This is a genomic window from Streptomyces sp. NBC_00193 (assembly GCF_026342735.1).
In the GTDB taxonomy this organism is placed as follows: Bacteria; Actinomycetota; Actinomycetes; order Streptomycetales; family Streptomycetaceae; genus Streptomyces; species Streptomyces stoeckheimensis.
The window spans coordinates 1,039,697-1,065,904 of the sequence record NZ_JAPEMM010000002.1; the positions used below are offsets into that span (position 1 = coordinate 1,039,697).

The following is a 26,208-nucleotide window of genomic DNA, read 5'->3' on the forward strand; positions in this document are numbered from 1 at the left end:
TAGGCCCTGCCTATGCAGGCGCTAGCCTGGGGTCATGCAGTTCCAGCAGCTGGTCTACTTCGTCGCCGTCGCCGAGACCCGGCACTTCACGCGCGCGGCCGAGCGCGAGCACGTGGCCCAGCCGTCCCTGTCGCAACAGATCAAAGCGCTCGAACGGGAGCTGGGCGCCGAGCTCTTCAGCCGGGCCCGCGGGAACATCACGCTCACGGACGCCGGCGAGACCCTGCTGCCGCTGGCCCGGCGGATCCTCGCGGACGCGGACACGGCGCGGCTGGAGGTGCAGGAGCTGGCGCAGCTGCGGCGCGGCCGGATCCGGCTGGGGGCCACTCCGAGCCTGTGCACCGGCCTGCTGCCGGGCGTGCTCCGCGCCTTCCACACCGCCCATCCGGGGATCGAGCTGCTGATCGAGGAGAGCGGTTCGCTGGACCTCGTACGGGAGCTCGCGCGCGGCTCCCTGGACCTCGCGCTGATCGCCCTGCCGCTGCCCCCCTCGGCACCGGCGCTGACCACGGTGGAGCTGCTGACGGAGGACCTGGTCGTGGTCTCCTCCGCGGCCCTGCCGCCTCCGGCGGGCGGCGGTTCGCTCACGGTGTCCGCGCTGCGCGACGAGCCGATGGTCATGTTCCGGCACGGCTACGACCTGCGGGACCTGACGGTGGCGGCCTGCCGGGCGGAGGGCTTCGAGCCGGTGTTCACGGTCGAGGGCGGCGAGATGGACGCCGTACTGGGCTTCGTCCGCGCGGGGCTCGGCATCGCGGTGGTCCCGGCGATGGTCGTCGACCACGCGGGCTCCGGCCTGCGCGCCACCCCCCTGGCGGGCTCCCCCCTGCGCCGCACGATCGCCCTGGCCCACCGCACGGACGTGGCACCCCCGCGCGCGGCCCGCGAACTGAAGCGCATCCTGCTGGGCTGAGACCCCTCGGGGCGCGTTCGCCCCGGCTGAATCCACGGCAGACGCGTCCGGAGTGTCGGGCGTGGTGTCGGGATTTGTGCGGGATGTCGGGTGATGATGACGCCGTGCGACTTGATCACGTGTCCTATGCGGTGGCCCGCGACAGCTTCGTCTCGACCGTCCAGTGGATCGGATCGGCCCTGGGCGCCGGGTTCGTCGACGGTGGTGTGCATCCGCGGTTCGGCACCCGCAATTTCATTCTTCCGCTGAGCGGCGGCACCTACGTCGAGGTCGTCACCACGCTCGACCACCCCGCCGCCGACCGCGCGCCCTTCGGCCAGGCGGTCGCGCGCCGCGCCGCCGAGGGCGGCGGCTGGCTCGGTTGGGTGGTCGCCGTGGACGACATCGCCCCGATCGAGGCCCGCCTCGGCCGCACCTCGGACGAGGGCCACCGTGTCCGCCCCGACGGGTTCGACCTGAGGTGGAAGCAGATCGGCGTGCGGGAACTGATGGAGGATCCGCAGCTGCCCTACTTCCTCCAGTGGCTGGCCCCCGTCGAGGAGCGCCCGAGCGCCGGCCCGCGCACCTCCTCCAGCATCCACGGGGTCTCCATCGCCGGCGACGCCGCCTCCATCGCCGAATTCCTCGGCGAACCGGCCGACCACCCCCTCGACCAGATCGACGTGACCTGGGTCGAGGACGAGGAACCGGGCCTGGTCTCGGTCGAGTTCGCCACGGCCCACGGCCCGGTCACGATCTGACCAGGGCCGGCGCGCGTCTCTGAGCGATCACTGATGCGGTGCGGGACCGAAGGATTCGGGTTCGGGTTCGGGTTCGGGTTCGGGTTCGGGTTCGGCCGCTGCGGGCACGACCGTGGCCGTCCACCGACCCGGCTTCGACGGTGGGTCCCAGACCACCACGACCTCTTGCCCGTGGTAGTCACGGGCGAGCCCCTGCACCATCGCGGCAGCCGCCCGCTGCGCCTCCTCCGGAGGGACGTCGGGCGGGACGTCGCCGAGCCCGCCGCACAAGGTCCCGTTCCCGGTGACCACCCCGGTTCGCCAGCCGTCGATCCCCACGCCGCCCCGGCCGGCCATGAGGATCAGGCCGGTGGGCAGGCCGAAGGAGGGCCGCTGCTTCTTCTTCACCTTGCGGTTCGTTCGGGCCATGGAGTCAGGACCGGCGGGCGGGCAGGGCGCGGTCGAGGCCGCCGGACAGGAGGGCGAAGGCACGCTCCGCGTCGGCCACGGCCGCGGGGTGGGCCTCGTCGGCGCTCTGGCCGGCGTCGATGCGGCGCCAGTTCTCCCGGCCGAGTTCCTGCCGGGCCGCCACCAGGTATCCGGCCGCCAGCCGGGCCGTGAGCGGGTCGACCGCTTCGGCTTCGAGTACGGCGGCGAGCAACTCCACCTCGCGGGCCGTGTAGTGGGCCAGCCGGGACCCCAGGCTGGCGGTGCTGTAGAGCAGCCCCTCGAAGGCGAGCACGTTCGGGTGGTCGCAGAGCCCGGTGATCGGGTCGCGCTCGGCGAGGGCCGCCAGGAAGTGCGCGCGCACGGCCGCCACCGGGGTCTGCCCCGCGGCCCGGTCGCGCACGATGCGCGCCGCCTCGTCCTGATGGTCGGCGAAGCGGTCGAGGACCAGGTCCTCCTTGCTCGGGAAGTAGCGGAACAGCGTGGGTTTGGAGACTTCGGCAGCGGCTGCGACATCGGCCACCGAGACGGCGTCGAAGCCCCGTTCCAGGAAGAGTTCCAGCGCCGTGGCCGCCAGCTGTTGGCGCGTACGGAGCTTCTTGTTCTCGCGCAGACCCTTCGTGTTCTCCATGCGTCCAGCCTAACACGAATGAGTGACCCAGTTAGTTTTGTAACCGGGTTGCATTTTCTCGCGAGAGCCGCTTTCCTTGAGATACCGACGACGAGGGGACGTCTCATGACCGACGCAATGGATCTAAGGGATGCACAGGGCACGGTGGGCGCAGTGGGTGCAGTGGGCGCAGCAGGTGGTGCGGATCGTGCCGACGTGCTGATCGTGGGCTCCGGCCCGACCGGCCTCACGCTCGCCTGCGACCTCGCCCGCCGCGGCATCGCGGTGCGGGTCATCGAAGGCCGCCCGGCACCGCACCGCGAGTCCCGGGGCAAGGGCCTCCAGCCGGACAGCCTCGCGTTCTTCGAGGAGCTCGGCGTAGCCGACTCCGTGAGGGGCAAGGGACGCGCGGGCGTGGTGCTGCGCAAGTACTTCGACGGGGAGCCCGTCAAGGACACCGCCGTGGAGGGAGGCCTGCTCATCGGGCAGTGGCAGGTGGAGGAGAGCCTGCGCGACCGGTTGGGCGAGCTGGGCGTGCGCGTCGCGTACGGGTCCCGGCTCGCCGGAATCACCCAGGACGCGGACGGCGTCCGCGCGCGGCTGGAGGACGGCACCGTGATCCGGGCCGGCTATCTGGCGGGGTGCGACGGCGGACACAGCACCACCCGCGGACTCCTCGGCATCCCCTTCGAGGGGAGCGGGGAGAAGGAGCCGGCGATGGTGCTCGGGGACGTCGAGGCGCCGGGGCTCAGCCGCGCGTTCTGGCACCAGTGGTTCACGTCGGACGGGGGCGGGATCCTGCTCTGCCCGATGCCGGGGACGGACACGTTCCAGCTGCAGGCCGCTCCGGAGACGGACGAGCGGGGCGAGACGTTGCCGCCCTCGCTGGAGAGCTTCCAGCGGCTCTTCGACCGGCACGCCCGGATGCCGGGGATACGGCTCGCGGAGCCCACCTGGCTCTCCTCCTGGCGGGTCAACGTCCGCATGGCCACCCGGATACGCGAGGGCCGGGCCTTCCTCGCCGGGGACGCCGCGCACGTCCACCCCATAGCCGGCGGGCTGGGCATGAACACCGGCATCCAGGACGCCGCCGCCCTCGGCCGGACGCTGGCCGCCGTCCTCTCCGGGGAGGCCGGGGAGGACGCGCTCGACCGGTACCAGGCGGAGCGGCTGCCGGTGGCCGCCCGGGTCCTGGCCGACACCGCCCGGCGCTACGAGCGGGTGGTGTCGGCCGTCCGCGAGCCGGGCCGGGGCACGGAAGCGGGCCTGGAGTGAGCCCGGGCGGCCCGGAGGCCCCGGTGGCCCGGGTGGCCCGGGTGGCCCGGGTGGCCCCAGTGGCCCGGGCGGTGCTCAGAGGGTGGGCACCGCGTCCGACAGGGACAGCGTGTGGATGCGGTCGGCGGCGCCCGGGCGGGCGTAGTACCAGCCCTGGGCCGTGTCGCAGCCGAGGGCTCGGAGCTGGGCGGCCTGCGCGCCGGTCTCCACGCCCTCGACGGTGACGGCGAGTTCGAGACTGTGGGCCAGGGCGACTATGCCCTCCACGATCTTGACGTCGACCGGGTTGGCCGGGTGCTGCTGCATGCCCTTGGTGAAGGAGCGGTCCAGCTTCAGAACGCTGACGGGCAGGCGGCGCAGGTTGGCCAGGTTCGAGTAGCCGGTGCCGAAGTCGTCGAGGGCGATGTCCACGCCCAGGGCGGCGAGCCGGCGCAGCGGTTCGAGGAGTTCGTCGTCGGCGCCGATCAGGGCCGACTCGGTGACCTCCAGGCACAGCGTGCCCGGAGTCAGGCCGGAGGACTCCAGGACGCGGATCGTGTCGGCGACCAGGCCGGGATGGTGCAACTGGGTCGGCGACAGGTTGACGTTGATCCGCAGGGTGGCGCCGCCCTTCTGGTGCTGCCAGGCGCGGGCCTGGCGGACGGACTCCTCCAGGACCCAGCGGCCGAGCGGCACGATCAGTCCGGTGCGTTCGGCGAGCGGAATGAACCGGTCCGGCCCGAGCACCCCGTGCTGCGGGTGCGACCAGCGCACCAGCGCCTCGGCGCCGTGCACGCTGCCGTCGTGCATGTGGACCAGCGGCTGGTACTCGATGAAGAACTCGCCGCGTTCCAGCGCCGCCGGGAGGGCGTTGGTCAGTCCGTGCCGGGTGATGGCCCGTGCGTCGGCAGCGGCGTCGGCGAACTCGAACCGGTTGCCGCCCGCCGCCTTGGCCCGGTACATGGTGATGTCGGCGCTGCGCAGCACCTCCGCGGGGGTGCGCTCGCGGGCCGGGCCCTCGACGATGCCGATGCTGCCCCGGACCGTCAGTTCGCGGCCCTCCAGCCGGATCGGGACGGAGAGGGCGGAGAGGATCCGGACGGCGAGTTCGGTGGCCTTCTCCTCGGTGTCGGGGCCGGTGGTCAGCGCCACGAACTCGTCGCCGCCGAGCCGTGCGACCACCTCGCCCGGTCCCGTGGCGCAGCTCTGCAGGCGGTCGGCGACCTCCACCAGCAGCCGGTCGCCGGCGGAGTGGCCGAGGCTGTCGTTGACCGCCTTGAAGCCGTCGAGATCGAGGTAGCACAGCCCGAAGCGCGAACCGCCGGAGCCGCTCAGGGCCTTCTCCAGACGCTCGAAGAAGAGCGTCCGGTTGGGCAGGCCGGTCAGGGCGTCGTGGGTGGCCTCGTAGCGCAGGCGCAGGTTCAGCAGCCGGCGCTCGGTGGTGTCCTCCATCAGGGCCAGCTGGTACTGCGGCACGCCCTCGGCGTCGCGCAGCAGCGAGACCGTCAGGTTGGTCCACAGCACGGTGCCGTCGTGCCGGTAATACGGCTTCTCGACGCGGTAGCTCTCGCGTTCGCCGCGCACGAGCTCCCCGTACATCCGCCAGACGTGCGGGGTGTCGTCGGGGTGGCTCCATTCGCTGACGTTGCGGCCGCGGACGTGCCCGTCCATGCCTCCGAACATCTGGAGCAGCGCGTCGTTGATCTCCAGGACGTTGCCCTCCAGGTCGGCGATGCCGATCCCGACGGCCGCGCCCTCGAAGACCGCCCGGAAGCGTTCCTCGCTGGCGTGCAGCGCCTGCTGGGCGTCGGTGCGGGCGGTCAGCGCGGAACGCGCGATGGCCTCCTGCTCCTTGAGCGTGCGCTCGCGCAGGGCACGGGCGAATCCGGCCGCGATGCCGTGCTGGAGCCGGGCGCAGCGGGACCGGTACTCCTCGGTTCCCTCGACGCTCTCGGCGTCGGGGCCGTCCGGGCCGCAGTACAGGACCAGGTAGGACTCGACGACGCCGAGCGTGCCGGCCAGGGCCTCCGGGTCCGTGCAGTGGACCGCGACGAGCTCCTCGCCGACCCGCTGGCCGACGGAGGAGTCGAAGGGCCGGGCGCGCAGGGCCTCGACGAGGGTGCGGGTGAGGGGTACGAGGTGGCGTTCGAACTCGCCGCGGGTGAGCGAGGTCGCGGTGACAGGGAAGATCGCCCTTCCCCAGATGGTCGCGAACCGCCCGATCCGGTCCTCCAGGCCGCCCTGCGGCGCGGCCGGGTCGTCCGCCGTCTGCGTCGGCAGTCTCACGCCTTGCGTCCCACTCCTGCGAAGCCCGAGAAGGCATAGGGGTCTTCGTCCACGGCATCGCCCTCCGGCCCACCGCTCGTGTCGGGCCGCCAGTCGGGCATGGAGACCAGTCCGGGCTCGATCAGGCCGAAGCCGTCGAAGAAGCGGCGGATCTGCTCCGCGTCCCGCATGACGAGGGGGTTGCGGATCTCGCGGTAGACGCCGACGGTTCCGCTCGCGACCTCCTCCGAGAGCGGGATCCCCTCGTACGAGGCGTGCGTGAGGATCAGCAGGCTGCCGGGGGCCAGGGCGTCGCACAGCTGGGCGACGGCGTCGTAGGGCTTGTCGGCGTCCTCCAGGAAGTGCAGGACGGCGACCAGCATCAGGGCGACCGGGCGGCTCAGGTCGAGCCCCTGCGCGACCTCGGGGGCGGTCAGGATGTCCTGGGGCTTGCGCAGGTCGGCTGCGACGACCTCGGTCCGCTCGGTGCCGGCCAGGACGGCCTGGCTGTGGGCGACGGCCACCGGGTCGTGGTCGACGTAGACCACGCGTGCCTCGGGGCTGGCGGCCTGGGCGATCTCGTGGACATTGCCGAAGGTGGGGATGCCGGAGCCGATGTCGAGGAACTGCGTCACGCCCTCGGCGACGGCGTACCGGACGGCACGGCGCATGAATGCCCGGTTCGCCTGCATGATCTTGGGCAGCCCCGGCATGAATTCCATGGCCCGACGGGCCGCCTGCCTGTCGACCTCGAAATTGTGGGAGCCGCCCAGGTAGTAATCGTAGATGCGGGACACGCTCGGCACCGATATGTCGATGCCTGGCGGGGCCCAGGCGGGGCGCTCCATCGGGGTCTCCAAGCCTTGGTCTTGCAGTGGTCCGGACGGATCGGACTCCTGTCCGAGCCGAATGTACTGATCATTGCCCAACGGAGCGAGCGAAAGCGGAAATTGGCGATCCGTTCTTCGTCACACGCCAAAGGCCGAACGGCCGAGACCCGGAGAATGATCGAAACCGACAAATACCTTTTGGGAAAAGGTCGGTGAACGGTCCGTCACGATGCGAATCTGGCTCAAACCTCCATAGCCAAAGCCCCACCCGTTCAGGCGAACCAAGGTCAACCTTCCCGCGCGCGAGCGCGCGCGACCCCATGATCCCCGGGTGAAAAGAGCCTCTTCCAGGCGCCTGCTGGCAGTCCCGGTCCTCCTGTGGGCGGCCCTGTCCGCGACACCGGCCATGGCCGATAGCAGCGCATACGCGACGATCGACGCCGGCGACGGGGCGAGCGCCGTCAGGCCGGCCGTGTCCGCCCTGCGCGGCGCTACCGGGGGCACCCGAGGTGGCGGACGTCACGGCGACCAGGGCCGCCAGGGCGACCACGGCAACCGGGGCGGACGGGGTGACCGCGGGAACCAGGGCGGCCCGGGCAACCACGGCGTCCCCGGTCAAGGCCAAGGACACGGCCACGGCCACGGCGGACACGGTCACGGTCACGGCCCCGGCGGCCACCACGGCCACCCGCCCTGCCCACCGCCGCCTCCCCCGCCGTGCCCGCCCAAGCCCACCCCGAAGCCCCCGCCACCGCCACCCCCGAAGCCCACGCCCGTCCCGACGCCTCCCCCACCCCCGCCACCTCCGCCACCGCCCGCTCCGAAGCCGGTGCCGAAACCCCCCGAGCCGGCCCCGCCCCCCGCGCGCCCGGCCCCCGCTCCCCCGGCGCCCAAGCCTGCCCCGAAGCCGGTACCGAAACCCGCCGCCGAGCCCCCCGCACCACCGGCGCAGCCCCGGGCGATCCCGGTGGCCGCGCCCAAGAAGCCCGTTGCGCGCCCCGCTTACCACGCGGCGGCGCGCAAGCCGGTGGAGCGCCACATCTCCCCGGTGACCTTCACCTTGATGACCGCGGCCCCCGCGGTGCTCGCGATCGTCGCGCTGCGCCCGCGCTAGAGCCGCCGCATTCCACCCCGTAATCGATTGGGAGTCATCTTGTCGGAATGGCTCGTCCTGTCCCTCGCGATGGCCGCGGCATGTGCCGTGGTGCTGTCCATCGCCTTCTTCAATCAGCGCCGGATCGGTGAGGACGACGATCCCAGCGAGACCCCGGACGTCATCGAGTACATGACGATGATGATCGGGGTGATCTACGCGATCGTGCTGGGCCTGGCGATCGCCGGCGTCTGGGAGGGCCGCGGGGCCGCCCAGGAATACGTGCGCCAGGAATCGCAGGCCCTGCACGAGATCAGCGTCCGCTCCGAGGTCTACCCGGCGGACGTGCGCAAGAAGATCAGGTCCGACGTCGACGCCTACGTGACTTACGTCGTCGACACCGAATGGAAGGAGATGGCCGAGAACGGCGAGCTGACGGACCGCAGCGGGGAGCTGCTGGAACGTATCCGCCGCGACGTGACGGACTACGAACCGCAGACCGACCACGAGGGCCAGGCCTACCAGCCGCTCGTGGACCAGGTCGCCGTGGTCGACGACGCGCGCAACGCGCGCGGCCAGAGCGCCGGGGCCACCATGCCCGGGGTGGTCTGGTTCGGCCTGATCGCCGGAGCCCTGGTGACGGTGGGGCTGATCTTCACGCTCCAGATCAGGCGCTCGTTCCGGGAACTGCTGCTGGCCGGGCTGTTCAGCGCGCTGATCGCGTTCCTGCTGTTCCTCATCTGGGACTTCGACGCCCCCTTCGGCCGGGGCATCGCCGCCACCGCAGAGCCGTTCCTCTCCCAGTTCCCGCATCTGGGCCTGGGCGACTGACACCGCGTCGCCCCCTGCCGGGCCGGGCAGCCCATCAACCCATCAACCCATCAACCCATCAAACCGGGGACGGGCCTCCCGTCCCCGGTTCGGCCTACCGCCATGCCCCATTCGCCCGTTCCTGATCGCGGGGCACCGCGCCCGGGCCTAGCGTGGCGGACATCGAGGCGCACGACCCCCCACGTGCGGAAACCGTTCCGCGGCTGCTCCTCGGGGATCCGGAGAATCAACCATGGGCGCGATACCCACCTCCCCCACAGCCCTGTTGGGCGCCGCCGCGGCGGGCGCCCTCCTGATAGTCGGCGCGGCGGCCGCGCCCGCCGCGCGCGCGGCCGAGGCCGCGCCCATCACCTCCTTCGGTTTCGCCATCACCCCCTCGACGGTCGCCCCCGGCGGTCAGGTGGTGCTGTCCGTCACCGGCTGCAACGCCGCCTTCGCCACCGTCTCCTCCGGCGTCTTCGACACCGTGAGCATCGACCGGGGCAAGACCGCACGGGTCACCGTGGACCGGGACGCGCGGCGCGGAGCCCAGTACTCCGTCTCCTTCACCTGCGCCGGCGAGACCGGCTCGGCCGACCTCACGATCGCCGGCGGCACCGGCAAGCCCACGACCAGCTCCACCGTCGGTGCCCGCAGGAGCGCGAGCGCGGTCGCCGGTACGAGTACGGGCACCAGCGCCGGCACCGGTACGGGCGCTTCGCGCCGCGCCACCCTCGGCGTCCGCGGAGGCCTCGGCGGCAGTGTGGCCGGGCTCGATCCCCTGGAACTCGGCGCCGGCGCGGGGCTCGTCCTCGGCGGGCTGGTCGGTCTCGGCTACGCCCTGCGCCGCCGGGACATCCGCCGCATCCACTGACCGTGCCGCACCACCGGTGCACTGCGTACCCGTACCCACACCCGCTCGATCCCTCCGGAAACGCCGGTCGCCCCGTGTCCTGGCCAGGACACGGGGCGACCGGCGGTTGTCCGGGCCGACCGGGGAGGTCGGCCGGTCAGGCCCGGCCGCGGATCGGGCGCCGGCGGCGCATCACGTGGGCACCGGCACCGAGGGCCGCCGCACCGACGAGGCTCGCGCCGATGGCGGTCTCGGTGGTGGACGGGCCGAGGGAGCCGCCGAGGCCTCCCTGTGCGCCGCGGCCGTCCAGGATCGTGAAGCGGTGCGTGGCGACGAGGCTGTTGTCGTGGCACTTGACCGACAGCGTGTGGTGCCCGGGCGAGGCGTGGTTGAAGATCCGGACGGTCGCGAAGCCGATGGAGCCGGCGGACAGGTTCGTCTGCGGAAAGTTGCCGTGCGAGAAGACGATGCCGCCGTGGCCGCAGCCGGCCGCGCTGACCTGCATCGTGGAGCCCTGGTGCACGGAGTAGGGGTTGACCGTGACATTGCTGGGCCCGCCGTTTCCTCCCGAGGGCGGACCGCCCGCGGGGTTCGCGGAGGCGAAGGGGGCACTGAGGGCGATGGCGGCGCAAGTGGCCGCCGCGGTCACGGTAAGAGCGCGGAGAACACGCATGGTGGAACCTCCAGCGGGAAGCGCCCCGGAGCGGTGGCCCGGGCAGATCGACGAGAACGCCTCCCATCACGAACCCTCGACTCGGTCCGCAACCAGCGCATGTTCGCCTTTGGGCCGCAAGGTTGAGCGACACGCCGATGCGCGGACGCATTCGCTGACGGATCCGCAGGTCACGACCCGTCAGGCATTTATGTGACGATTACCTGGATGGGCGCACCCCTTCCGGCCCCACCACCCGTTCGCCCTTCCCCGATCGCCGTCCCGCACGCACCGCCTTAGCGTGCGTGAAGTAGGGCGTGAAGGGGTGGGACAAGAACGCGGGTCGGGACCCCCGCGTCGGGAAGGGAGAACCATGCTCGAGGACGAGAGTGAGAGGCCACCGAGGAGACGCTCCCCCTGGGGTGCGATCGCGCTGGTCATGCTCACCGGCCTCGCCATGATGCGCAACGGAGCCGAGGCCGGCGACGGACCCCCGCAGCCGGCCGCAGCGGCGGCGGTGAGTGCACCGGCCGGGTCGGCGGTCGGGCCGCAGGCCGACCAGGCGCCTTCCGAGCCGCCCGTGCCGCCGCCGGACATGGAGGTGCTGGACCACTCGTCGGTCCAGCGCATCCGGATCCCGTCGATCAGCGTGGACGCGCCGGTGATGACGGTCGGGCTGGACGCGCAGGGCTGGATCGACGCGCCGCCCCCGCAGGACAAGAACCTGGCCGGCTGGTACCTCAACGGCATCTCGCCGGGCCAGCAGGGTTCGTCGGTGATCGTGGGCCACGTGGACAACGCGCAGGGCCCCGCGGTCTTCTACGGGCTGGGCTCGGTCCAGAAGGGCAGCCGCATCGAGGTGGCGCGCTACGACGGCCGCACGGCGGTGTTCGAGGTGTACGGCGTGGAGGTCTTCTCCAAGAACACCTTCCCCGGGTCCCGGGTGTACGGGGACACCGGACACCCGGAACTCCGGGTGATCACCTGTGGAGGCGGCTACTCGAAGGGGCGCGGCTACGACGGCAACGTCGTCGTGTTCGCGCGGATGGTGGAGGCCCGCTGACCGACACCGGCCCACCCGCGCGGCGGCGGCTGCGGACCATGCCGCCGCCGCGCGGGGTACGGCCGCTCAGCGCGGCGGCGGCTCCGGCAACGTCATCCGGAATCCCCGTCCGAGCAGTTGCGGCAGGTAGCTCGCCAGCGCCTGCACGCTCTGCGAGCGGTTGCCTCCCGCGTCGTGGTTCAGCACGATCACCCCGGGCGCGGCCTGCTTGAGGACCCGCGACACGATCGCCCCGGTGCCGGGCTCCTTCCAGTCCAGGGTGTCCACGGTCCAGGCGAGCGGTTCCATGCCGAGCTCCGCGCCGATCTCGAAGGCGGCCCGGTTCCACGCCCCGTAGGGCGCCCGGAACCACTGCGGGGCGGTGCCGACGGCCTGCTGTACGACCTCGCTCGTGCGGCCGATCTCGGAGGCCATCGCCGGCCGGCTGATCTTGGTGAGCTGCGGATGGGTCCAGGTGTGATTGCCGATGACGTGTCCCTCGGCCACCATCCTGCGCAGCAGGTCCTTGTTCTCCACCGCCATCTCCCCGCAGACGAAGAACATGCCCCGGACGCCGTGGCGCGCCAGGGTGTCCAGGATGCCCGGGGTGTAGCGGGGGTCGGGGCCGTCGTCGAAGGTGAGGGTCATGGCGCTCGCCGTGCTCGCACCGGCGGGCAGTTCCAGGATCGGCCGGGTCCGTACGGCGGGCTTCGCCGCGGGTGCGCGCTCCGGGGCCCCTTCGGAGGTCATCGGTTCGAGCCGGTACGGGGATCCGCGCGGGAACTGCGGCAGTCCGGCGGGAGCTCCGGTGAGGGGTCCGGGCCCTGCGGCCCCGCCGGGTGCCGTCCCCGGGCCGGCTCCTGCGACGGGGGTCCGTGCGCCCGATGGCGGCAGATCGGTTTCGCCGCCCGTCAGCAGCCCTGCGGCGGCGGCGACTCCGAGGAAGACGGCGGAGCGCAGGAGCACGCGTCGCCCTACTGTCGGCTCGTCATTTTTCATTACTACTACGTATCAACGACATCGCCGCAGATGTCGAGAGGCGCGGACGCGCCCCCGCGCGCTCACCCGCTCGGAGCAGTCCTGCCGGTCAGCCCCGCCTCACCAGCGGGAACGGCAGCGTCTCCCGGATCGTGAGCCCCGTGAGGAACATGACGAGGCGGTCGACCCCGATGCCCAGCCCGCCGGTCGGCGGCATCGCGTACTCCAGGGCGTCCAGGAAGTCGTTGTCGAGCTCCATCGCCTCCGGATCCCCGCCCGCCGCCAGCAGCGACTGCGCGGTCAGCCTGCGCCGCTGCTCGACGGGGTCGGTCAGTTCCGAGTAGGCGGTGCCCAGTTCGGTGCCGAAGGCCACCAGGTCCCAGCGCTCCGCGAGCCTGGGGTCCTTGCGGTGCTGCCGGGTGAGCGGGGAGACGTCGGTCGGGAAGTCCTTGTAGAAGGTGGGCAGCTTGGTGCGCTCCTCCACGAGCCGCTCGTACATCTCCAGGACCACGTCGCCCCGGGTGTTGTCGGGCGTGTGCGGGACGGCCGCGCGGTCGCACAGCCGCCGCAGGACGTGCTCCTCGGTGTCGGCGTCGACCTCCTCGCCGAGGGCCTCGCTGATCGCCCCGTACATCGTCTTGACCGGCCAGGGTCCGGAGATGTCGTGGACGACGAGCTTTCCGTCCGGTCCGGCCTTGTGCGCGATGGGCGAGCCGAAGGCGGCCGTGGCGGCGCCCTGGATCAGCTCGCGGGTCAGGTCGAGCATCACGTCGTAGTCGGCGAAGGCCTGGTAGGCCTCCAGCATCGTGAACTCGGGGTTGTGCTTGTAGGAGACGCCCTCGTTGCGGAAGGTGCGGCCCATCTCGAAGACCTTCTCCATACCGCCCACGCACAGCCGCTTCAGGTACAGCTCGGGTGCGATGCGCAGGTACAGGTCGAGGTCGTAGGCGTTGATGTGGGTGCGGAACGGGCGGGCGTTGGCCCCGCCGTGGATCTGCTGGAGCATCGGGGTCTCGACCTCCAGGTAGCCCCGGTCCAGCAGCCCCTGCCGCAGGGCCTGGACGGCGCTGGAGCGGGCCCGTACGACGTCGCGCGCCTCGGGGCTGGCGACCAGGTCGAGGTAGCGCTGGCGGACCTTGGCCTCCGGGTCGGCGAGGCCCTTGCGCTTGTCGGGCAGCGGGCGCAGGCACTTGCCGGTGAGCTGCCAGGAGTCGACGACCACGGACAGTTCGCCGGACTTGCTGGCGCCGACCTCGCCGCTCGCGACGACGTGGTCGCCGAAGTCCACCTGGGAGGTGAAGGTGTCGAGCACGGAGGCGCCGGCCTCGTCCCGGGTGAACATCAGCTGGATGTCCCCGGACCAGTCCCGCAGGACCGCGAACACCACGCCGCCGAGGTCGCGTACGAGCATCACGCGTCCGGCGAGGGTGACGGGCGAGCCGGTGCGGGCTCCGGGCGGGTAGCCGGGGTGCGCGGCCTTGAGTTCGGCGACGGTGTGGGTGCGCTGCGGGATGCCGACGGGGTACGGGTCGGTGCCGGCGGCCCGGATCCGCTCCAGCTTGAGGTGCCGGACCCGGACCTGTTCGGGCTGCCGCTCGGCCCGCGCGGCCTCGGCGTCCTCCTCCCCCACGGATTCCAGCCCGAGGGACTCGATGGGCGGCAGGCCCGCGGTGGTGGCGGGGGCGGTGAGCCCGCGCGGGTGGCCGTTGCCCCACAGGGTGCGCATGCTCGGCACGGAGACGAACCCCTCGGCGATGCCGGAGGCGAGGCTGACCCGGGCGAGCGAGCCGGCGTCCTGGAAGCAGAGGAACCGCGGGTACCACTCGGGGCCGTACTTGACGTTCGAGCGGTACAGCGCCTCCAGCTGCCACCAGCGGGAGAAGAAGAGCAGCAGCTTGCGCCACACCTTGAGGACGGGACCGGCGCCGATCCGGCCGCCCTCCTCGAAGGCGGAGCGGAAGACGGCGAAGTTGAGGGAGATGCGGCGTACGCCCAGGCCCGGGGCGGCCGCGCAGAGCTCGGCGACCATGAACTCCATGACCCCGTTGGGGGCGGCCCGGTCGCGGCGCATCAGGTCGAGGGAGATGCCGTCCTTGCCCCAGGGCACGAAGGAGAGCAGGGCGATCAGCTCGCCCTTGTCGTCGAAGGCCTCCACGAGGAGGCAGTCCCCGTCGGCGGAGTCCCCGAGCCGGTCGAGGGCCATGGAGAAGCCGCGTTCGGTCTCGGTGTCGCGCCACTTGTCGGCCCGGTCCACGATCATCTGCATCTCGTCCTCGGAGAGGGCGGAGTGGCGGCGGATGACGGTGCTGGCCCCGGTGCGCTTGACGCGGTTGACGGCCTGCCGGGTGACGCGCATGTCGCGGCCGTCGAGGTCGAAGTGGGCGACGTGCAGGATGGCCTCGTCGCCGAGCTGGAGGGCGCCGAGTCCGGAGCGGGCGTACGCGGTCGCGCCGTCCTCGGAGGCGCCCATGACGGCGGGCTGCCAGCCGTAGCGCCGGGCGACGGCGAGCCAGGCGTCGATGGCGGGGGTCCAGGAGGCCGGGTCGCCGACGGGGTCGCCGCTGCCGAGGCAGACGCCGGCCTCGACCCGGTAGGTGACGGCGGCCTTGCCGTTCGGGGCGAACACCACGGCCTTGTCCCGCCGGGTGGCGAAGTAGCCGAGGGAGTCGTTGCGCCCGTAGGCGCCCAGCAGCGCCCGGATGCGGGGCTCCTCGTCCCCGTGCAGGGCGGCGGTCAGCCGCTGGGAGCGGAAGAGGGTGGCGGCGGCGTTCAGCAGGGCGAGGGCGCCGAAGAGGCCGAGCAGGAAGTAGAGGGGCCTGGGCGGGTGGCCGTCGAACTGCCGGGCCGAGAACAGCCCGCCGAAGACCTGCTTGGCGGACCAGTCCAGCCACTGCCCCCGGGGCAGGCTTCCCGGGAACAGCGCGACCAGGCCCCAGCCGAGGAAGACGGCCGCGAGCAGGCCGAGTCCGAGCACGAGCAGGGCCCGCCACAGGGCCCCCGGCCGGGAGGCGGCGTTGAACTCCTTGCGCGCGGCGATCAGGAGGACGAGGGCGGCGACCGCGATGGCCATGGAGGAGAAGCCCACCCAGTAGTCCTCGGCGGCGACGGTCAGCACGTCGACCAGGAGCAGCAGGGCCAAATAGGTGACGACGATCCACCAGGCGACCTTCTTGCGCATGCCGAGTGCGGCGGCGAGGAGGAAGAGGAAGACGGCGTAGGCGAGGTTGGCGCTGACCGGTACGACGACGGCGTCGAGGAAGCGCACGACGGGCCGCAGCAGGCGGCGCAGCGTCGGGGAGAGCGCCAGCAGGGCGCACAACAGCCCGAGCGTGCCGAAGAACGCTCCGAAGGCGTCGGGCACCCGGTTCAGGAAGCGGCTGCGGCTGCCGCGCGTCCCGCGCGTCTCCTCCACGGTGGCACTCATGGTTCGCACTGTAGGGAGGGCCGCGCCCCTTCGCGCGGTGAGCGGGTTTAGCCTCGCAAAGGTGACAGAGCATGTGGAAACGGGATTCGAGCGCGGTACGGACGGTCCGAAGGTGATCCTCGCCGGGGTGGACGGGTCGTCGTCCTCGCTCCGCGCGGCCGCCTACGCGGCGGGGCTGGCCCGGCGGCAGAACGCGCTGCTGGCGCTGGTGTACGTCCAGCCGGTGATGCCGGCCGGGGCCTCGCTGGGGGCTCCGGTGTCGGAGGCCACCGAGGAGATCGCGGAGGGGCTGGTGGCCGAGATCCGGGAGTCCGCGGAGCGGCTGAAGGGCGTCTACGACGTCCGCTGGCAGTTCCACACCTTCCGCGGGGACGCGTACGCCGGGCTGGTGAGCGCGGCGGAGGAGCTGATGGCGGACGCGGTGGTGGTCGGGGCCTCGGAGCAGGCCGGGCACCGGATCGTGGGCTCGGTGGCGATCCGCCTGGTGAAGGCGGGGCGCTGGCCGGTGACGGTGGTGCCGTAGCCGTGCGGCGGTGGTCGCGCCGGCGGTGATTCGCCCCAGCAACGGGATCACCGTAGACGGAGAACCAGGGCGTGACATACATTCAGGCAGCTCAGACAGGTCGGGCCACGCACAAGGCGGCCCACAGGGCGGCCCGTTTCCATGTCATTCCTTGCATATGTTCCCGTGGGGGGTACTTCGTCATGTCCTCGATCGCACCCGGTCCGTCGCCGTCTGCGACGCCGGGCTCCTATCTGCCGCAGGCCGTCCACGTCCTGCGCTCCCCCGAAGGGCTGGCGAAGGCCCTGACCGCGCTGCTGTCCGCGGTGGGCGGGCTCAGCCTCGTCCTGTCCGGGGCAGACCTGTACCGGTCCGGCCTGCAGGACGACCTCGTGAGCGGGTCCTCGACCGAAACGAGCGAGCGCCTCGGTGGGCTCGACTCGCTCAGCATCCCCCTCGGCTTCCTCCACGGCGTCCTCTACCTGGCCACTGCCGTGGTCTTCGTCCTCTGGTTCCACCGGGTCCGCTGCAACGGCCAGGTGTTCCGTCCCGACGGCTTCACCCAGTCCGCCGGCTGGGCCATCGGCGGGTGGTTCGTCCCGTTCGCGAACCTCTTCTTCCCGTACCGGACGGCGCGGCAGACCTGGGACGCCAGCACCCAGTACGCGCCCGACGGCACCCACCGGCAGGTGTCGGGCGCCCCGGTGGTCGCCTGGTGGCTGGCGTTCGTGGTCAGCATGGTCCTCGACCGCGTGGCCTCCCGGCAGTACCTGGCGGCCTTGACGCACGAGGCGCTCAGCGACGGGGCCGCCTTCATGGCGGCCGCGGAGCTCGCCACCGCCGCGGCCGCCGTGCTGGCCGTCCTCTTCGTGCGCAAGCTGACCGCGATGCAGCGCGTCAAGGCCGTCCAGGGCCCGAACGCCGCCGCCTGACCCCTCGTCCGGGCCTACTTCGCCATCACGAGGCCGTCCTTCGCCGCGCCGCGGCCGAGGACGGCCTCGGTGATCTCGTCGCGGGCGTTCTCGTAGTCCTCGCGGCCCGGCGACTGGGCGAGGGCCGCGGGGAGGTTGACGACCCGGCCCGCCCCGAGGTCCATCATCTGCGGGACGAACTCGGCCTTGGTGACCTGCCAGCGCTGCCCGGGGGCGGCCGGCGGGGCGAAGGTGAAGCGGCCGATGGAACCGTAGTTGCCGCGCATGTCCCGTGCGCCGGTGTAGTTGAACATCTCGCCGGCGACCTGGTCTCCCATGCCGTAGACGATCCAGGTCCCGTTGACCTTCTCGTACGCCTGCGGGATGTGGGCGTGGGTGCCGAGGATCATGTCCACGTCGGGGCGGCCGGCGGTCTGCGAGGCGGTCAGCGCCTTGCCGAGCGCGAGCTGCTTCTCGTCCGGTTCGGTCTGCCATTCCGTGCCCCAGTGGAGGCTGACGAGGACCACGTCCGCGCCCGCCTTACGGGCCGCCCGGGAGTCCGCGATGATCTTCTCCTGCTCCATCAGGCTGACCGCCCAGGGCTGCCCCTCGGGCATCGGGTAGCCGTTGGTGTCGTACGTGTAGGCGAGGTGCGCGACCTTCGCGGAGCCCGCGGTGTACATGGTCACGGTGCCCGCCTCGGCCTCCGAACGGGCCGAACCCGCATGCTTCAGACCGACCTTGTCGAACCGGTCGAGGGTGCGCTTCAGACCGGCGCCGCCGCCGTCGAGCGTGTGGTTCGAGGCCGTGGAACAGCCGTCGTACCCGGCGTCCTTGAGGCCGTCGGCGACCTCGGGCGGGGACTGGAAGGCGGGGTAGCCGGTGAACGGGCCGCCGTCCGGGCCGTAGATGGTCTCCATGTGACAGAGGGCCAGGTCGGCGGCCGAGACGATCGGCTTGACCCCGGAGAACATCGGCCGGAAGTCGTGGCCGTCGCCGTCCGCGTCGGAGGCCGCCCGCCGGATCACCGACTCGTGGGGCAGCACGTCGCCGCTCGCGACCAGGGTGAAGCCCTTCATCGAGCCGGCGGCGGGGGCCGTGGTGGATCCGGGAGCACCCGAGTGCGCCGGGGCGGACGGGGAGCCGGCGAGGCGGGCCGGCGCGGGGTCCCCGCCGGCGGAGCAGCCGGCTACGGCCGACAGCACGACGGCGGTCAGGAGTGCGAGGGCGTGGCGGGTGCGCGCGGTCATCTGTCCCGGCTCTCCTTGATGAGCTCGATGTGACGAGCTTGATTTGTATGACTACCTGATCTTCAGTCAATCCATAGAAAGAGACGCCTGAAGTCAAGAAACGGCTCCGTCGGCCGGCCGCGCACTCACCCCAATGGCCGTTCGGCGTGCCGTTCGACCGTTCACCGCCCCGCGCGGCCGCCCACCGGACGACCCGGGTGCTTGGGCGCACCGTCCGGGCGGGACGGTTCCCGGGCGGCCCGGTGCAGGTCAGGGTTGATCCGTCGACCCCGACCACCCCCGCACCGACCCCCGGAAGGAGCCTCCCGTGCCCCTTGCCCCCACCCTCCGACGCACGGACCCCGAGGCGCTGGCCGAACTCCAGCGCGAACACGGACGGGCCCTGTTCGGTTTCCTGCTGGGCCTCACCGGAGGGGACGCCCAGCGCGCGGAGGACCTCGTACAGGAGACCCTCCTGCGGCTCTGGCAGCATCCGGAGGTCCTGGGCAGCTCCTACGAGTCCCTGCGGCCCTGGCTGTTCACGGTGGCCCGGCGGCTCGCCATCGACGCCCGGCGGGCGCGCCTGTCCAGGCCCCTGGAGGTGGACCCGGAGGGACTGGACCAGGCACCCGCTCCGGGGGACGCGGTGGCGGGCTCGGTGACGGCCATAGACGTACGGCGGGCCGTGGGATCGCTGGGGCCGGAGCACCGGGACGTGCTGGTGCAGGTCTACTTCCAGGACCGCTCGGTGGCCGAGGCCGCGGCCGAGCTCGGCATTCCGGCGGGGACGGTCAAATCCCGTACGTACTATGCCCTGCGCGCCCTGCGGAAGGGCCTCCAGGGCTACGGGTACGGACTCGGCGCCTGAGGACGGGGCGGCCGGTGTCCGGGGGCGTTGTCCGTGCCGGCTGTGTTGTGCGCGCCGGCCGCACCGTCAGTGCCGGCCGTGTTGTCAGTGCCGGATGCCAGACTCGGGGGATGCCCGAATCCACGAACACCGCTGCCATCACCGCCTACTGGGACACGGCCGCGGCCCGGTTCGACGAGGAGCCGGACCACGGCCTGCGGGCCCCGGAGACCCGGGCCGCCTGGGCGGACCTCCTCCGCTCCTGGCTGCCGGCCGGACCGCTCGACGTCCTCGACGTGGGCTGCGGCACCGGGTCGCTGTCTCTGCTGGCCGCCGAGGCCGGGCACCGGGTCACCGGCGTGGACCTCTCCCCGCAGATGGTCGGGCACGCCCGGGCGAAACTGGCCGCCGCCGGCCTGACCGGCCGGTTCCTGGTCGGCGACGCCGCCGCTGCGCCCACCGGGGACCAGCGGTTCGACGTCCTGCTCTGCCGCCACCTGGTGTGGACCCTGCCCTCCCCGGGCGCCGCGCTCGGCGACTGGATCGGCCGGCTGCGCCCCGGCGGCACCCTCGTCCTCGTCGAGGGCCGCTGGCGCGAATCCGGTGCGAGCGCAGCACCGTACGCACCCGGCGCGGGGACCCTGCCCTGGGCGGGCGGCGTCGGCGCCGACGAACTCGCCGCCGCCGTACGCCCGCTCGTGAGCTCCCTGCGCGTCGAGCCCCTCGGGGACGACGCGGCCCTGTGGGGACGCGCGGTGACCGACGAACGCTACGCCGTGATCGCCACGGTCTGACCGGCCCGGCCCGGACCGGGAGGCGCCTCGCGCGAGGTACGGCGAATGCGTCAAAGAATGGCCTGAACGCCCGCGAAGCGGACACGAACCGCATCGAAACCGGCATCGGACCGTTCAAGTTGAGTAAACATCCCCCCCTCCACGAGCCGCGCAGGGAAGGCTCGGCGCTGACGGTGGGAAGACGCGACGCATGCGGGAGAAGGTGGAACGGTGCAGCCCGAGGGTACGAACGGCACCAGTGACGGTGGGCTGGCGGTGCCCATGGCATGGCTCTACGCGGAGTACATCGCCGACGAACTGCTGCGCACGGGCCGGCTGATCCCGGTCAGCACCCTGGAGTTCCGCGCCGGACGCGACACGCTCGCGCTGACCATCTACCTCTCGGACGCCGCCGGCGAGCTCTCCGGGATCCGGGTCGTCTCGCAGCTCGACGAGTGGATGTCGCTGACGGCGTACGGTCACCCCTGGCGCGACTGGGTCCACACCCGGTTCCTCGCGCTGGGCGAGGAGGCCCGCGAGCGCGGGCAGGGCGAGGACCCGGATCTGGAACTGGCCCGGGCGGCCTGGCGCTGGCTGGACCACACGGAGCTGTTCGCCACCAACCTCGACCCGGGACGCCACGGCCACGCCGACACCCCGCCGGGCCTGGACGAGAACGCCCGCGTCTGGACCCCGGCTTGGCAACTCGGCCTGCCCCTGGGGCATTTGGCGATGCACCTGTTCTGAGTGCGGCTACTCCGGCCGGCGCGGTCCCGGCGGCTCCGTCGGGTCGGTGACGAGCCCGGTGAAATCGGCCTCGTTGCGCTCGGCCCGGATCACGTACGCACGGGCGACGCACCACAGCACCGGGTACACCAGCACCCCGAGCGCGACCCAGACCAGCGGGCCCGACGCGACCCGCGGGAGCAGGAACAGCAGCGGCAGCAGGCCCACCAGGAGGACGAGGGCGGCCAGGGCGGCGAGTCCGGCGCGCAGTTGGCTGCGCATGAGGGCCCGTACGTACGTGGCGCCCAGGGTGGTCTGCTCGGAGATCTCGGACCGCGCCGGCGTGTGCGCGGGAGGCATCCTGCGACTGCCGCGCGGGACCCCGGTGACGACCTCCCGCCGGGGCGGCTGTGGCTGCTGCTCCTCGGGCATGGGCCGGAGTCTAACCGCAGTCGGGCCGGCCGGACCCTCCCGGAAGGCTCCTCGGCAGGGCCCCGGCAGAGCTTCCGGCAGGGCCCCGGGCCTACTTCAGCAGCTTCGACAGCCTGCGGTCGGCGAGCGGCTTCCCTCCGGTCTGACAGGTCGCGCAGTACTGGAGCGAGGAGTCGGCGAAGGAGACCGAACGGACGGTGTCCCCGCACACCGGGCAGGGCTCGCCCGCGCGGCCGTGGACCCGCATCCCGCTCTTCTTCTCGGCCTTGAGCCGTCCGGCGGCCACCCCGTGCGCCCGCTCGACGGCCGTGCGCAGGGTCTCCTCGACGGCCGCGTACAGCTGGTCCACCTGCGCCTCGTCGAAGGAGGCCGCCAGCTTGAAGGGCGAGACCTTGGCGTGGTGGAGGATCTCGTCGCTGTAGGCGTTGCCGATCCCCGCGATGACGCTCTGGTCGCGCAACACCCCTTTGATCTGCCGCCGTTCCCCGGCGAGCAGCGCACCGAAGGCCTCGCGGTCGAAGCCCTCGGCGAGCGGGTCCGGGCCGAGCCGGGCGATGCCCGGGACCTCCTGCGGATCGCGGACCACGTACACGGCGAGCCGCTTCTGGGTCCCGGCCTCGGTGAGGTCGAACCCGGCGCCGCCCTCCAGGACCAGGCGCAGCGCGAGCGGCCCCTTGCCGGGGCCCGGCGGCCGGTCGGGAACGGTGTCCATCCAGCGCAGCCAGCCGGCCCGGGCGAGGTGGGTGACGAGGTGCAGTTCGCCGATGCGCAGGGCGAGGAACTTGCCGTACCGGGCCGTGGTCCCGGCCCGCTGCCCTTCGAGTGCGGTCAGGGGCGGGTCGTACGTCTTGAGCACGCTCACGGCGAGCGGGAGGACGCGCTCGACCACCCGCCCGGCGAGGTGTTCGTCGAGGAACCCCCTCAGGGCCTCGACTTCGGGCAGCTCGGGCATGCCCCCAGCCTGCCGCGCCCCCGGGCGAAGCGCGAGCCGTGGGCGCCCGTGGACGCCCCGGTGCGGAAACCGTGTGGCTGCCGGGTCCCCGGCGCGGGTACCGTCCGGTCTCCGACCAGCCGCACCAGCGGCTCCGCCGTCCAGAGAGCGATCGACATGAACCGCCGGCAAGCAACGACGACCTTGTGGCGCCCCACCGGCCCCGAGGAGCTGGACCTGGTCCGCGACCTGGACTGGCGTGCTTGGCCGCCTCGGCTCCCCGAGCAGCCGATCTTCTACCCGGTCCTCAACGAGGACTACGCGATCAGGATCGCGAGGGACTGGAACGTGAAGCACAGCGGCGTCGGCTTCGTCACCCGCTTCGAGGTCGAGTCCGAGTTCCTGAGCCGGTACCCCGTCCAGCAGGCCGGGGGACGAACGATCCTCGAGCTGTGGGTTCCGGCCGAGGAGCTGGACGAGTTCAACGCGCACATCGTGGGCGCGATCCAGGTGGTGCACGAGTTCCGCTGAGCGGGCCCGGCGGGCGGCGGCTCACGGCATCGTGAACTCGCACCACACGCACTTCCCGCTCCCCCGCGATTCCACGCCCCAGACGTCCGCCAGCCGGTCCACCAGCATCAGACCGCGTCCCGAGACCCCGGAGTCGCCCGCCTCCCTGCGGCGGGGCAGGGCGCTGGAGCGGTCCTCGACCTCCACGCGGAGCCGGCGTTCGGGGCCGGTCAGGACCCGCAGGGTCACGATGGCGGGACCGTCGGTGTGCATGAGGGCGTTGACGATGAGTTCGTCGGCGACCAGCTCGATCTCGTCCGCCCGCTCCCGGGCGCCCCAGGTCCGCACCGCCGCGCCGATCATGTGGCGGGCCGATACCAGGGCCTCCGGATCGCCGGGCGCCACGTGCTGCTGGAGCCGGCCGCCGGCCTGCTGGACCTCTTCGGCCTCGCGGCGGAGCAGCAGCAGCGCCATGTCGTCGTCGCCGCCCCGGTCGTCCACGACCTCGCACAGCCGGTCGGCGAGCAGGGCCAGGTCGGCCGGTCCGGTGCGGACGAGGGAGGCGAGGAGCCGCACGCCGTCGTCGAGGTCGGCTCCGGGCTGTTCCACCAGGCCGTCCGTGCACAGCAGGAGCGTTTCCCCTGGTCCGAGCTCGACCGTGGTCACCGGATACTCCAGCAGCCCGAACTCCGCGGACAGCCCGAGCGGCATCCCGCCCTCCAGCGCGAGGCGCTCGCAGCCCCCGTCACGGGTGCGCAGGAGGGGGTCGATGTGGCCGGCCCGGACCAGTTGCAGCACCCCGGTCGAGAGGTCGACCTCGGCGTACGTACAGGTGGCGAAGCGGTCGGTGTCCAGCTCGTGCAGGAAGACGGAGGCCCGGGCCATGACCGTGGCCGGCGAGTGCCCTTCGGCGGCGTAGGCGCGCAGCACGATCCGCAGCTGGCCCATGACCGCCGCGGCGTGGGTGTCGTGGCCCTGGACGTCGCCGATGACCGCGCCGACCCGGCCGCCGGGCAGCGGGATGACGTCGTACCAGTCGCCGCCGATGTCCTGGCCCATCTTGGCCGAGCGGTACCGTACGGCGATCTCGGCGCCCGGCACCGAGGGGATCCGGCGCGGCAGCATCGCCTGCTGGAGCCCTTCCGCGAGATCGTGCTCCTGCTCCAGCAGCATCGCCCGCTGCAGGCTCTGGGCGATGCTGCTGCCGAGCGCGACGAGCAGGTTCCGCTCCTCCTGGGTGAAGCCGTCCTTGTCCCGGTAGAGCAGGCCGATCGCGCCGATCGGGCGGGCCTGGGCGATCAGGGGCAGGTAGGCGGCCGCCGAGATGTGCATGGACGAGATCTTCGCCCAGAGCCCGGGGTACCCGGCGGCGAACTCGGCCGCGGAGTCCAGGAACCGCGGCTGGAGCGAGCGCACCACCTCGCTCATCGGGTACTGCTCGTCGATGCGGGTGTAGCGGGTGCCGGGGACGAAGCTGCCCGCGGGGCCCTCGGCGACGAGGTGGATCCGGCCGGCTTCGACCAGTCCCATCACCATGCCCATGGATCCGAGCCGTTCCAGGCCGTGGGCGTCGCCGAGCGCGTCGATGACGTCCTGGACGGTCCGGGCGTGCGCGAGTGCGGCGGTGGTGCTCTCGACCACGGAGGTCTGGCGGCGCCGCTCCTCGTCCAGTCCGAGGCGCTCCGCCGAATGACTGAGCTCCTCGGTGGCGTCGCGGACGATGCCGATGATCCGGTACGGGCGGCCGTCCGGGCCCCGCATGACCCGGCCCTGCGTGTGCGTCCAGCGCAGCGTGCCGTCGTGGCAGCGGATGCGGAAGTAGGCGCCGTAGCTGTCGACCCCGCTCTTGAGGGCCGAGGAGACCAGTGCGTCGAGCCGGACGGCCTCGGCGGGCGGGACCCGCGGCGAGAGCGACTCCGGCCGGCCGTCGTACTCCTCGTCCGTCGTGTCGAAGACCTCGAGGGCGGCCGAGTCCATGTGCATGAGACCGGTGACCAGGTCCCAGTCGAAACTGCCCATGCGGTTCAGCGAGAGCGACCGGTCCGGATGTGCGGGCCAGTCCTCCGGCAGTGATACGGCGGTCGGCACCGGTCCACCATGACACACGGGCCGGTCAGGCGCTCTCCAGGTACTGGCCGTCGTACGGGGCCGAGGGCTCCTGCTCGGGGACGGAGTAGGGGTCGGCATACGGGTCCGTGTCGGGGTTCGCGTACGGGTTCGCGTACGGGTCCCCGTACGGATCGCTCGGCTGCGGAGACATCCCGTCGGGGCCCACCAGGGTCCCCGGGTCGCTCGGGGTCTGCCCGGGCAGGTCGGAGGGGATGTCGGTGGGCTGGTCGGGGGCCGTCGGCGGGGCCGTGGGCGGGCCGGAGGGGATGCCGGTCGGGGGCTGGTCGGGGGCCGTCGGGGTGGTGGGGGTGTTCGGAGCCGTCTGCGGGGAGCCCGGCGGGCAGTCGGCCGCGTTCGGGGCGGGGCTGCGGCCGGGGCTGGGCGGGCCGGTGGGCGGCTCGGTGCGGGCGAGGCTGTTGCTCTCCGGAGTCCGGCACGGTTCGGCCGGCGAGGTGCCGGGCGGGATCGCGGGCCCGGCGGGGATCCCGTCGGCCGGGTCGTACGGGGGCGGCGTCCGCGGGGTGCGGTCCTGGGCTCCGTCGTCCCCGGCCGTGCGCTCGATCCAGGTGTTGTCGGCGATGTTGACGATGACCAGGTTGTTGATCACCTGCATGGTCGGCTCGATGACCACGACCTGGGTGGGCTGGTAGCCGCTCCAGGGGTCCCCCTTGAGCACCGGCGTCCCCTTGGCGGCGCGCGGAGCGGCCAGCGGGTTCCCGCAGGCGCAGCGGACGCGGGGCATTCCGTGGTCGTCCACGAGGACGGCGGTGCCGGCCTGGAGGACGGACTGGAAGGCGTTGGGGTTGCCGCCGACGAAGCCGTGGTTGGTCACCCGGGTGTCGGCGCGCAGCACGACCGGGGTGAGGCCGCGCAGGAAGTCGGGGATCTTCTCCTGCTCCACCTGGGAGGCCTCGGCGAAGGCGCGCGCCTTCGCGTCGTCGGCGGTCAGGGACTGGACCTGCGCCTCCACGTCGCAGCTGCCGAGCCGCTGGGTTCCGCCGTACAGGCCTGGGGTGGCCGCGTTGACGGTGCGGATGCCCTGGCCGGTCGCATTGGGCAGCGGGGGCTGGACGGGGGCCGATTCGGCGGTGGCGGAGGAGGAGGTGAAGGGGTCGGGGCCCGCCGAGGCCACGGGCTGGAGGTGGACGTCCTGGCTCTCGGCTGCGGGGCCCTTGGTCCGTCCCTCGTCGCCGGTGGCCCCGCAGGCCGCGGCGAGGAGTCCGAGGACGGTGAAGAGGGCCGCACGGGCCGGTGCGTGACGACGCGGCGCCTGACGAGGTGTCGGTGCGTACACGTTGCATCTCCCTTTTCGCCCCGGTTGCTCCCTCTTGTCTGCCGTATGTACGGG

The 26,208-nt window shown here is 72.6% G+C and carries 25 protein-coding genes; 13 read left to right on the plus strand and 12 right to left on the minus strand.

Translation table 11 applies throughout. From position 1 onward, the window contains the following. Positions 1–34: 34 nt before the first annotated feature. Positions 35–913: a LysR family transcriptional regulator gene (locus tag OG898_RS32835; RefSeq protein WP_266961908.1), complete on the plus strand. Its 879-nt coding sequence runs from the start codon at positions 35–37 to the stop codon at positions 911–913. Positions 914–1,017: 104 nt separating this feature from the next. Then, positions 1,018–1,653, plus strand: a complete 636-nt coding sequence (locus OG898_RS32840) for a VOC family protein (protein ID WP_250741854.1) — start codon at positions 1,018–1,020, stop codon at positions 1,651–1,653. Between the two features lie 27 nt (positions 1,654–1,680). On the opposite strand, the gene OG898_RS32845 is transcribed toward OG898_RS32840, so the two are convergent. After that, positions 1,681–2,061: a hypothetical protein gene (locus OG898_RS32845; protein ID WP_266961911.1), complete on the minus strand. Its 381-nt coding sequence runs from the start codon at positions 2,059–2,061 to the stop codon at positions 1,681–1,683. A 4-nt stretch (positions 2,062–2,065) separates the two neighbouring features. After that, positions 2,066–2,710, minus strand: coding sequence for a TetR/AcrR family transcriptional regulator (locus OG898_RS32850; protein ID WP_250741856.1), 645 nt, complete (start codon positions 2,708–2,710; stop codon positions 2,066–2,068). Between the two features lie 105 nt (positions 2,711–2,815). On the opposite strand from OG898_RS32850, the gene OG898_RS32855 reads away from it, so the two are divergent. Beyond that, complete coding sequence (locus tag OG898_RS32855) at positions 2,816–3,964, plus strand: FAD-dependent monooxygenase (RefSeq protein ID WP_266961914.1); 1,149 nt, start codon at positions 2,816–2,818, stop codon at positions 3,962–3,964. A 75-nt stretch (positions 3,965–4,039) separates the two neighbouring features. Here OG898_RS32855 and OG898_RS32860 read toward each other — a convergent pair whose 3' ends face one another. Then, positions 4,040–6,229, minus strand: a complete 2,190-nt coding sequence (locus OG898_RS32860) for a bifunctional diguanylate cyclase/phosphodiesterase (RefSeq protein ID WP_250741858.1) — start codon at positions 6,227–6,229, stop codon at positions 4,040–4,042. Beyond that, positions 6,226–7,056, minus strand: a complete 831-nt coding sequence (locus OG898_RS32865) for an SAM-dependent methyltransferase (protein ID WP_250741859.1) — start codon at positions 7,054–7,056, stop codon at positions 6,226–6,228. Before OG898_RS32865 ends, OG898_RS32860 begins: the two co-directional genes overlap by 4 nt. Positions 7,057–8,005: 949 nt before the next feature. Here OG898_RS32865 and OG898_RS32870 point away from each other — a divergent pair. The 3 genes from OG898_RS32870 (at position 8,006) to OG898_RS32880 (ending at position 9,815) form a co-directional block, all read left to right on the plus strand. Beyond that, positions 8,006–8,152, plus strand: coding sequence for a hypothetical protein (locus OG898_RS32870; RefSeq protein ID WP_250741977.1), 147 nt, complete (start codon positions 8,006–8,008; stop codon positions 8,150–8,152). Positions 8,153–8,191: 39 nt separating this feature from the next. Continuing rightward, the gene (locus OG898_RS32875) at positions 8,192–8,962 is read left to right on the plus strand and encodes a DUF4239 domain-containing protein (protein ID WP_250741860.1); all 771 of its coding nucleotides are present in this window, start codon (positions 8,192–8,194) and stop codon (positions 8,960–8,962) included. A 232-nt stretch (positions 8,963–9,194) separates the two neighbouring features. Further along, complete coding sequence (locus tag OG898_RS32880) at positions 9,195–9,815, plus strand: hypothetical protein (RefSeq protein WP_250741861.1); 621 nt, start codon at positions 9,195–9,197, stop codon at positions 9,813–9,815. Positions 9,816–9,951: 136 nt separating this feature from the next. Here the strand turns inward: OG898_RS32880 and OG898_RS32885 are convergent, their stop codons facing one another. Next, complete coding sequence (locus OG898_RS32885; RefSeq protein ID WP_250741862.1) at positions 9,952–10,467, minus strand: hypothetical protein; 516 nt, start codon at positions 10,465–10,467, stop codon at positions 9,952–9,954. Between the two features lie 352 nt (positions 10,468–10,819). Between OG898_RS32885 and OG898_RS32890 the strand changes: the two genes are divergently transcribed. Next, positions 10,820–11,509, plus strand: a complete 690-nt coding sequence (locus OG898_RS32890; protein ID WP_250741863.1) for a class F sortase — start codon at positions 10,820–10,822, stop codon at positions 11,507–11,509. A gap of 66 nt (positions 11,510–11,575) precedes the next feature. Here OG898_RS32890 and OG898_RS32895 read toward each other — a convergent pair whose 3' ends face one another. Together OG898_RS32895 and lysX are read right to left on the minus strand one after the other, a co-directional pair. Further along, positions 11,576–12,487 carry a polysaccharide deacetylase family protein gene (locus tag OG898_RS32895; protein ID WP_266961918.1) on the minus strand — a complete coding sequence of 304 codons (912 nt, stop codon included), beginning with the start codon at positions 12,485–12,487 and terminating at the stop codon, positions 11,576–11,578. Between the two features lie 88 nt (positions 12,488–12,575). Continuing rightward, on the minus strand, positions 12,576–15,890 hold the full coding sequence (gene lysX / locus OG898_RS32900) for a bifunctional lysylphosphatidylglycerol synthetase/lysine--tRNA ligase LysX (RefSeq protein WP_266961920.1): 3,315 nt from the start codon (positions 15,888–15,890) through the stop codon (positions 12,576–12,578). Between the two features lie 61 nt (positions 15,891–15,951). On the opposite strand from lysX, the gene OG898_RS32905 reads away from it, so the two are divergent. Together OG898_RS32905 and OG898_RS32910 are read left to right on the plus strand one after the other, a co-directional pair. Beyond that, positions 15,952–16,413 carry a universal stress protein gene (locus OG898_RS32905; RefSeq protein WP_250741866.1) on the plus strand — a complete coding sequence of 154 codons (462 nt, stop codon included), beginning with the start codon at positions 15,952–15,954 and terminating at the stop codon, positions 16,411–16,413. Between the two features lie 182 nt (positions 16,414–16,595). Beyond that, complete coding sequence (locus tag OG898_RS32910; RefSeq protein WP_250741867.1) at positions 16,596–17,324, plus strand: DUF4328 domain-containing protein; 729 nt, start codon at positions 16,596–16,598, stop codon at positions 17,322–17,324. A 14-nt stretch (positions 17,325–17,338) separates the two neighbouring features. Here OG898_RS32910 and OG898_RS32915 read toward each other — a convergent pair whose 3' ends face one another. Continuing rightward, the gene (locus OG898_RS32915; RefSeq protein ID WP_266961922.1) at positions 17,339–18,553 is read right to left on the minus strand and encodes a CapA family protein; all 1,215 of its coding nucleotides are present in this window, start codon (positions 18,551–18,553) and stop codon (positions 17,339–17,341) included. 307 nt (positions 18,554–18,860) lie between these two features. Between OG898_RS32915 and OG898_RS32920 the strand changes: the two genes are divergently transcribed. From OG898_RS32920 to OG898_RS32930, 3 genes are all read left to right on the plus strand, one after another. Next, positions 18,861–19,400 carry a sigma-70 family RNA polymerase sigma factor gene (locus OG898_RS32920; protein ID WP_250741869.1) on the plus strand — a complete coding sequence of 180 codons (540 nt, stop codon included), beginning with the start codon at positions 18,861–18,863 and terminating at the stop codon, positions 19,398–19,400. 110 nt (positions 19,401–19,510) lie between these two features. After that, on the plus strand, positions 19,511–20,173 hold the full coding sequence (locus OG898_RS32925) for a class I SAM-dependent methyltransferase (protein WP_266961925.1): 663 nt from the start codon (positions 19,511–19,513) through the stop codon (positions 20,171–20,173). Between the two features lie 261 nt (positions 20,174–20,434). After that, positions 20,435–20,899, plus strand: coding sequence for a hypothetical protein (locus OG898_RS32930; protein WP_266962692.1), 465 nt, complete (start codon positions 20,435–20,437; stop codon positions 20,897–20,899). Between the two features lie 6 nt (positions 20,900–20,905). Here OG898_RS32930 and OG898_RS32935 read toward each other — a convergent pair whose 3' ends face one another. Continuing rightward, a complete protein-coding gene (locus OG898_RS32935; RefSeq protein ID WP_250741871.1) occupies positions 20,906–21,310 on the minus strand; it encodes a hypothetical protein in 405 nt (134 codons plus the stop codon). A 91-nt stretch (positions 21,311–21,401) separates the two neighbouring features. Next, positions 21,402–22,262 carry an Fpg/Nei family DNA glycosylase gene (locus OG898_RS32940; protein WP_250741872.1) on the minus strand — a complete coding sequence of 287 codons (861 nt, stop codon included), beginning with the start codon at positions 22,260–22,262 and terminating at the stop codon, positions 21,402–21,404. Between the two features lie 156 nt (positions 22,263–22,418). Between OG898_RS32940 and OG898_RS32945 the strand changes: the two genes are divergently transcribed. Further along, entirely contained in the window at positions 22,419–22,772 is a 354-nt protein-coding gene (locus OG898_RS32945) for a hypothetical protein (RefSeq protein ID WP_266961929.1), read from the plus strand. A 21-nt stretch (positions 22,773–22,793) separates the two neighbouring features. Here OG898_RS32945 and OG898_RS32950 read toward each other — a convergent pair whose 3' ends face one another. Together OG898_RS32950 and OG898_RS32955 are read right to left on the minus strand one after the other, a co-directional pair. Continuing rightward, positions 22,794–24,857: a SpoIIE family protein phosphatase gene (locus OG898_RS32950; protein ID WP_250741874.1), complete on the minus strand. Its 2,064-nt coding sequence runs from the start codon at positions 24,855–24,857 to the stop codon at positions 22,794–22,796. Positions 24,858–24,864: 7 nt separating this feature from the next. After that, positions 24,865–26,154: a DUF6777 domain-containing protein gene (locus OG898_RS32955; RefSeq protein ID WP_266961931.1), complete on the minus strand. Its 1,290-nt coding sequence runs from the start codon at positions 26,152–26,154 to the stop codon at positions 24,865–24,867. Positions 26,155–26,208 lie beyond the last annotated feature (54 nt).